The sequence below is a fragment of the Roseofilum acuticapitatum BLCC-M154 genome (assembly GCF_030068475.1).
In the GTDB taxonomy this organism is placed as follows: domain Bacteria; phylum Cyanobacteriota; class Cyanobacteriia; order Cyanobacteriales; family Desertifilaceae; genus Roseofilum; species Roseofilum acuticapitatum.
This window is the reverse complement of sequence record NZ_JAQOSP010000014.1, coordinates 22,078-29,866: the sequence shown is the minus strand read 5'-3', so window position 1 is coordinate 29,866 and position 7,789 is coordinate 22,078. Positions and strand designations below refer to the sequence as shown.

At 47.5% G+C, this 7,789-nt stretch carries 6 protein-coding genes and 1 CRISPR repeat array; of the genes, 1 reads left to right on the top strand and 5 read right to left on the bottom strand.

Annotation, left to right across the window (positions count from 1 at the left end):
- Nucleotides 1-177: 177 nt before the first annotated feature.
- From PMG71_RS02730 to PMG71_RS02715, 4 genes are all read right to left on the bottom strand, one after another.
- The gene (locus PMG71_RS02730) at nucleotides 178-1,068 is read right to left on the bottom strand and encodes an SH3 domain-containing protein (RefSeq protein WP_283752105.1); all 891 of its coding nucleotides are present in this window, start codon (nucleotides 1,066-1,068) and stop codon (nucleotides 178-180) included.
- 37 nt (nucleotides 1,069-1,105) lie between these two features.
- The gene (locus PMG71_RS02725) at nucleotides 1,106-1,870 is read right to left on the bottom strand and encodes an SH3 domain-containing protein (RefSeq protein ID WP_283752104.1); all 765 of its coding nucleotides are present in this window, start codon (nucleotides 1,868-1,870) and stop codon (nucleotides 1,106-1,108) included.
- A gap of 458 nt (nucleotides 1,871-2,328) precedes the next feature.
- On the bottom strand, nucleotides 2,329-3,183 hold the full coding sequence (locus tag PMG71_RS02720) for a hypothetical protein (protein WP_283752103.1): 855 nt from the start codon (nucleotides 3,181-3,183) through the stop codon (nucleotides 2,329-2,331).
- Nucleotides 3,184-3,227: 44 nt separating this feature from the next.
- Nucleotides 3,228-3,797: a DUF1517 domain-containing protein gene (locus PMG71_RS02715; RefSeq protein ID WP_283752102.1), complete on the bottom strand. Its 570-nt coding sequence runs from the start codon at nucleotides 3,795-3,797 to the stop codon at nucleotides 3,228-3,230.
- Nucleotides 3,798-3,892: 95 nt separating this feature from the next.
- Between PMG71_RS02715 and PMG71_RS02710 the strand changes: the two genes are divergently transcribed.
- On the top strand, nucleotides 3,893-4,498 hold the full coding sequence (locus tag PMG71_RS02710; RefSeq protein ID WP_347179186.1) for a cofactor assembly of complex C subunit B: 606 nt from the start codon (nucleotides 3,893-3,895) through the stop codon (nucleotides 4,496-4,498).
- Nucleotides 4,499-4,515: 17 nt separating this feature from the next.
- A CRISPR array of direct repeats spans nucleotides 4,516-5,741; the repeat unit is 37 nt; unit sequence GTTTCAATCCCTAATAGGGATTTATGGGTGTTTCAAC.
- Between the two features lie 257 nt (nucleotides 5,742-5,998).
- On the opposite strand, the gene PMG71_RS02705 is transcribed toward PMG71_RS02710, so the two are convergent.
- The gene (locus PMG71_RS02705) at nucleotides 5,999-7,717 is read right to left on the bottom strand and encodes an ABC-ATPase domain-containing protein (protein WP_283752100.1); all 1,719 of its coding nucleotides are present in this window, start codon (nucleotides 7,715-7,717) and stop codon (nucleotides 5,999-6,001) included.
- Nucleotides 7,718-7,789: the final 72 nt, after the last annotated feature.

Sequence of the window (7,789 nt, the reverse complement as noted above, 5' to 3'; positions counted from 1 at the left end):
GAAGCGGAAATACCCTAATTAAAAATCCAGGGAGCAAGATGCTCCCACTCCAGTCAGATCAAAGAATTCGAGGAGTGCGGGCATCTTGCCCGCTTCTTAACAAATTTTCATGTCCGCTTGCGGAAACCGGACTTGATATCACCGCCTTAGAAGGGCGGTGATTTTCAAATTCCTCAATCAACGACAAGGGGTTGGAGGGGCAATATTACGACCTCCGCCTTGAATACCACTAGAAATCCAACCCGCCATCGGTTGGGTAATTTCGATCCAAAACCGATTGCCGGGTAGTTGAGAATCAAAAATCACCTTTTCTTCCCTAGATCTCAAGGTAATTTCATCACCATAGCGCAGCGTCGCCACAGCATTTCCTCCGGCTTCTTTGCGAATTCCCAAGCCTTCTTCCCCTTGCCAAGTAACCCGACTACAGTAGGTCGCGGGAGGAGTTGGGCTAGTTTGGGCCGGTTGAGCGCTTTGGGAGGTGGGGCCGCACTCTCCTAAGTTTGCACCCCCACCAACGCCACTCGATACCCATCCCTTAACCGGAGCAGTGATCTCGACCCAAGACCGTTTATCCACAACCGTTACCGCATCGGATTTGAGGGTAACTTGTTGGCGATGAGCCACCGATCCAACAATTTTACCTTCTATACTGGGTTGATCCCGCACCACTAACCCTTGCACAATCGTCACTTGGCGACATAAATTGGTGGGTTTGGGTGCAGGGGGTGCGGGATCGGGTTTGGGGTTAGAAGCACTGGGACAAGGTTTGAGGTCTGCTGTTTGCACAAATCCTGTTGTCGGGGCACTAATGGCAATCCAACCATTATTACCATTATCGGCTAGGGTAACGGCTTCATTGAGTTGTAGAGCGCGAACTCTAGAGTTGGTATTGGCTTCTCGATAGATAAAGATATCCCGTTTAGCGGCTCGACATTGCCCGGCTAAACTTTGGGCGATGAGGGTAGGAGGGGAAGATTGACCGATCGCCCCTTCTACTCCCATGATATTGAAACCGGCGATCGCCACCATCGCCATCCCCGCCGTCAGCATTTCTCGCTTTGATTTCATTGGCTTTCACTCCTCAACCACAATAAATGCGCTTATTTTATCGACTACTGTCACAATAGACCGGTCTTAAATTGGTTTGATTTCCCGGAAACCCATCAGAAACCCAACCCGATACTGGAGCAATGATCGGAACCCAAGATCGCCCAGTGCTATCCATTTGAGCCGTTGTCGATCTGAGCCTAACTACTGTTCCTGGCATGAGGGTATCGACCACTGTGGCTGCTTCTGTTGGCCCTGAGCGCACATTTAATCCCGGATCAACTAAAGGGGTGACTCGGTGACAAAAGCTCGTGCTAGGGGCAACACTAGCCCTAGAAAGAGGTCTCACTGTTGACGAAGAAGTTTCACGTTCACACTCTTTTAAACGAGCTTGTTGAATAAATCCCGCACGGGGTTCTAGCACCGTGCGCCATCCTTCCACCAGTTCTGTAGTGACTACAACCGATTCATCGGGTAGAACACTTCTAATGTTTCTCGATCCGGTTGAGGGATTTTCATAAATAAATGTGCCCACCCTCGCACAGAGGGTAATTTTTTCCGTGGTACAGAGTTTAAGGTCTTCGGTTGGCACAAATCCCACGGTGGGTTCACTGACGGCAACCCATCCCCCTTCTCCGTTCCCGGCTAAGATCACGCGATCGTTCGTTTGCAGGGCGCGAATTTTACCCGACTCTGAACTGCGCTCGTAGTAGATAAAGGTTCCCTGACGGGCTGCCCGACATTCTCCGGCGATGTTTTGGGCGACAGACAAGGGAGGGGAAGAGGCGATCGCTGGTAGCGATCGACTGGGAAAATGAGCCATTATTAATCCGAACATAACTAACCCACGAAGGCCGTATTTCATACTGCTTTACTCCTGAAGTAGTTCTGAACCCTGAGCAAGCGATGATCCACTGCTGTTCGAGTGCGATCTTCTGCCCTTTCATCTTTCCTGTTAAGGATATATCATCTCATCGCCCTTTATCTGGACTTGATATCATATCAAGTCCGATTGAATACCATGATTTAAAACTTAGGGGGCGAGACCATGATTTAAAACTTAGGGAGCGAGACCATGATTTAAAACTTAGGGAGCGAGACGCTCCCACTCCAGCAATATCAAGGGATTAGGGGAGTGCGGGCATCTTGCCCGCTTCTTTACCCTTAAGGGGCATCTTGCCCGCTTCTTTACCCTTAAGGGGCATCTTGCCCGCTTCTTTACCCTTAAGGGGCATCTTGCCCGCTTCTTTACCCTTTATCCGGACTTGATATCACCCCTTTTTAACGCCGTCTTCCGCGACTACTGCTAAATCCAGAAGAGCGACGAGAGGCTCCACCACTGCCAAAACTGGGTTTGCGCTCCTTGGATTGGGAAGTGCCAGAAGAGCGTAAATTAGAACTACCATAGCCGGAACCGGTGGAGCGATTGGCATTGGTCGAATTGGGTTGGCGGTTGGTGGTGGTGCTGGGAGAACGCAGATTTCCGGTGGTGCGGAGGGTTTGACTATTTTTAACGGCGGCTGGGGGTTGATTATAACGGCTTTGGTAGCTGCTTACGGCTTGGCTATAGGTGCTGCCATAGCCACCATAACCCGTCATCACGACACCGGGTTGATAGACAGGGGGTACATAATAGCTGGGACTAAAGAGCATATTGGCGACGACTTGTCCTGCTAATGCACCGGCAAAGGGTGTCCAAAAATTAGATTCTCGACGAACAATTACGGTTTCGGTTTGTCCGGTTTGCGGATTAGGGCGCTCTTCGGTGACATTATGAACATACTGGATTTGAAAATCTGGAGTCATATAGAGGGTAGCGCGATCGCCCTCAATCTGAGTGTAAGTGCTTTTCCCGGCTTGGATTTGCTCATCGGTGAGCCGTGCCATCTGCACATCGGTGGTGCGAAATAGGGGGCCAGTGCCCGCAGGAGTATTGAGTAACATTAAGCTATATTCGCCCGTGCCATCATCATAGGTGGCTTGTTGTACGGGATATTCTCCACTAGAAACAGGGTTGCGGATGGGAGCGCTGACATTTTGCGTGGAATTGACGCTTTGCTTGGATGAACCGCCACAAGCGGTTGTCGTCAGCAGTAGGGTAAAACACAGAAAGACCGTTAAGAATTTACGCCACATACAAATTAAATCCGGTAATGTTATTAAGGGTATTGTGCCATGAACTAGAGGGGGATGAGTTCGGAGAAGTTGAGTAATAATTGATCGTCCGTGAGGCGATCGCCCAATCGAGCGGGAGAAAAATGCACTTGAATTGCTCGCAGTCGGTCTTGATAATGGAGATTAATCATCGCTTTTAATCCCTGCTGTAGGGCGCTGAAACTGGCTAAATCCGTTTCTAGATCGGGGGATTCTCCTTCAAAGGCGATCGTAATCATCACCACAATATTCTCCGTAATCGGCAGTGCCAGCAGATCGTCCTCATCCTCATCATCCCCTAAATCTGGCTGACTTAAATAACGCTGGGCAGAATCCGTAAATAACTCTTGCACATAATCGGCTGCTTCTGCTTCCTTCCCCATTACATCCCCTTCATTAGCTGCCGATCGCCAATAGGATTCATATTGCAGCAAAGATTCGGCAATATCTACCAATCCCTCACCCAAAACCCCTAAATTTCCTTCTGCATCGATGGCATCTTGTGCTTTTTCATTTAAAACACCCAGCAAAGGGGCAATCCGATCTCCCGCCAAATGGAGCATCAACCGACAAACCACAAATCGAGTTCTAGCCATAGAATATATAGTATCTCCCATTGATTCATAACTGTACAAGATTATTAATTATTTTGACTAGCAAACGCACCGATACCAACCAATTTTTACGCCTAATGCCGATTATTGTCGGCGTAATCGGGGGAACTCTGTTAATGGTGAATCGGCTTTTTACTCCAGAGTTAACCCCTTCCCAAGGCCGTTCCGATGTTCTCGGAGTGATGATTTGTGCTGTTTTAATGTTAACCGGATTACTCTGGCAACAGATTCAACCGATTCCCCCTGAGCGGGTACAGTTAATTGGCGAAGAAGGCTTTGAACTCTCTCCAGATTTACCGGATGCAGTCAAAACTGAGTTAGCTTGGGCTTCCCAATTATTGCTCACGAATACCGCAGGGCGATCGCTGGTGATTTATTATCAAGGTCAAGTGATTTTGCGCCGAGGGATTTTAGGCTCTAAGTCTGAGGTTAAACCTGGCCCAATTTTACAACGGGTTCTTGATAAAGGCAAACCGGTTTATTTAGTTAATCTGAATATTTATCCGGGCAAAATTGAATTTGATTATTTACCTGAAAACACTCAAGGGGTAATTTGTCAACCTTTGGGAGAAAATGGCGTTATGATTTTGGGCGCAAATGCACCGCGCAGTTATACCCAACAAGATGAAGCTTGGATTGCTGGAATTGCGGATAAGATGGGTCATTCTTTAGAACAGGTCTAGGATCTCATTAAGTTTCAATTTCAATCCCTAATAGGGATTTATGGGTGTTTCAACTCGGCCCAAGCCGGTTTAGGGAGAAGGATAAAGTTTCAATCCCTAATAGGGATTTATGGGTGTTTCAACTTTGAGATAACTTTTTTAATCCCCCTTGGAACATCAGTTTCAATCCCTAATAGGGATTTATGGGTGTTTCAACTCGATTGCCCTGGCTGCATCAGAGACGCTGTAGCCGACGTTTCAATCCCTAATAGGGATTTATGGGTGTTTCAACTTGTGGAAAATCCAGTATTAGCACCACTCTTTAGTTTGTTTCAATCCCTAATAGGGATTTATGGGTGTTTCAACAATCAGTCGGAAGTTCCCCCTCTATTTCAAATTGCAAAATGTTTCAATCCCTAATAGGGATTTATGGGTGTTTCAACCAAAGTCTTGTCCCTCCTTGTCTCCGGGGAATTGATCGTTTCAATCCCTAATAGGGATTTATGGGTGTTTCAACTTGGGTGATCGATAAAGTCCAGGAGGTTTGGCATTTCGTTTCAATCCCTAATAGGGATTTATGGGTGTTTCAACGGTTGTAAAGCTTCAAAATGCCGGGTGGTTACGGAGTTTCAATCCCTAATAGGGATTTATGGGTGTTTCAACAACAGGCGATAGACCGGCTCTACGCCCTAGGAGTAGTTTCAATCCCTAATAGGGATTTATGGGTGTTTCAACGTTAATGTGCCTCTATGCCCCCGGTGGGGTAGGGAAGTTTCAATCCCTAATAGGGATTTATGGGTGTTTCAACTGATAATAACTTTGAAAGCTGAGTAGCAATTTTTAATCGATGTTTCAATCCCTAATAGGGATTTATGGGTGTTTCAACATGGGGTAGGATTCGCTTAGTCTATAAGCGCCTCCCGTTTCAATCCCTAATAGGGATTTATGGGTGTTTCAACTCTTCTTCCGATTATCCCAAGTAGCCGCCATATTTCGTTTCAATCCCTAATAGGGATTTATGGGTGTTTCAACTCCTGGAATCTTTCAACCCCTTTTCTAGGAGGGATAAATGTTTCAATCCCTAATAGGGATTTATGGGTGTTTCAACGTTGGCAGCCGCAAGAGTTTGGCGATGTGCCCCATGCACTTGTTTCAATCCCTAATAGGGATTTATGGGTGTTTCAACTTCTAATCATGGAAGCTTTTACTCTTACACAGTTCAAATTCGTTTCAATCCCTAATAGGGATTTATGGGTGTTTCAACCGCTTGCTCCTGAGACCCTTATTGTATTTGGTTTTCAAGGTACATTTCCGACGCACAAGAATAATCATAGCAGAGAGCGACTGAAAAAACAACCCCAAATCCCTGAAACCCTTGCTCTGTAAGGGCCGACGCTGCTTCAAGCTTGACAAGGGCTAGACCCCATACTGGATAAGGGATAGAGCGATTTGACTGCCCAGGGCATTTTCCACACCCCCCTAGCGTCGGAAATTGGGGGGCGCAGATGGAGATGGACATCATTACTGATGATTGATAGTCTTCACAGATAAAGAACGCAGTCGATTAAAGGCTGCTGCTAATTCAAAGGGGCGAAATTCGACTAGGTTGCCTTCTCGAAATCGGGTGAGCGCGTCTAACCCTCTCTGGTCAATATCAGCGAAAATGCCTTCTAGGGTTTCTTTGAGGGTGTGTTTGCCGTCGAGATAGTTTTCTTTAGCATAAACCATGGCTTCGGCGATCGCCTTTAACTGCCCGACTTCCACCAATTGCTCCACATCGGCTAAGTCAATGGAGTCTGCACCAAAAACCACTTGATTCACATCTCTGACCTTGAGCTTCACCGGTTTATGCCCCTGACTGGGGTCTACACTCGCTCCTAGGGGGATGCGGGGCGAAATTTGCCCAAAATGGTCTCCGCCTTCGATTTGTCGCTCTGTAGGGTATTTTTCGGCGATCGCCTTCGCTGTTGCAGTCAAGTCTTCGGGTACAAAATGATTCATGGCAATCACGGTATCAGCCACATCAAAATAGTCCCCACTTCCGCCAATCACCAACAGGGTAGATACCCCATAATCTGCATAGAGTTGGCGCACTTTATCGATGAGGGGGGTAATGGGTTCGGAGGTTTTGGCAATTAAGGCTTGCATTCGCCGATCGCGGATCATAAAATTAGTGGCAGCCGTGTCTTCATCCACTAAAAACAACTTCGCCCCGACTTCGAGCGCTTCAATCATATTCGCCGCTTGGGAGGTACTCCCACTCGCATTACTGGTAGAAAAGGCTTTCGTATCCAAATTTTGCGGTAAATCCTGAATAAAGGGAGAAATATCCACCCCAGTGACGGCCCGGCCATCTTCTGCCCTAATCTTAACCGAGCGGCGATCGCTGACTACAAACTCCCGCCCATCTCCGGGAATATGATTATAAATCCCCAATTCAATCGCCTTCAATAGAGTCGATTTCCCATGATATCCTCCCCCCACAATCAACGTTACTCCCTGGGGAATTCCCATACCCGTAATTTTGCCCCGGTTGGGAGTCTCTAGAGTGACGCTTAGGGACTCCGGAGACTGAAAGGGAATGGCTCGATCCGACAAAGCCCGTTGATCGACTCCACTGCGACGGGGTAACATCGACCCATCGGCTACAAAAGCGACCAACTGATTTTCGCTCAACTGCGATCGCAATGCTTCCGCATCTTCCACCGTTTCGATATGCCCTTGCAATTCCTGGGCCGATAAGTTCTCGTACTTCAGGGCTTGTTTCACAATTTCCGGTAAATCTTCACACAACAATTCACCCGCCTGATACCCCAAAATCCGCCGCCCCTGAGCCGGTAAACCCACAGTAAACCGAGCTTCAATCCCCTGTTGCGTTAAAATTATTGAAGTCCGATATAATACCTCTTGTCCCACCCGCAGCATCTGAATCAGACCGCTATTTCCCGTCCCCCGGCGATCGGTAACCTGGTAACAAACTTGCCCAAATTGACGAGTTAGATAGTCACATAAGGCGATCGCCCGACTGCGATTTTCATAGGTTTGTAGAGGAAAACCCGCCACCTCATAGGACATCAACACCCGCACCTGACTAGGAGCAGCAAAGGGATCGCCCTGCACTCGGTCAATACAGAGGAGAAATTCTGGAAACTGGTAGCGACCGCGAATATCCTTATACGCTTTGTAGCTGCGATCGTTCAATTGATGGAGCAGTTGACGTAAATGCAGTTGATCGGCCATGGAAATCTGAAAGCAAAAATCAGCCTACATTGTATCACATTTTGCGCTAGTAATCGGTAATAGAGTTAGGGT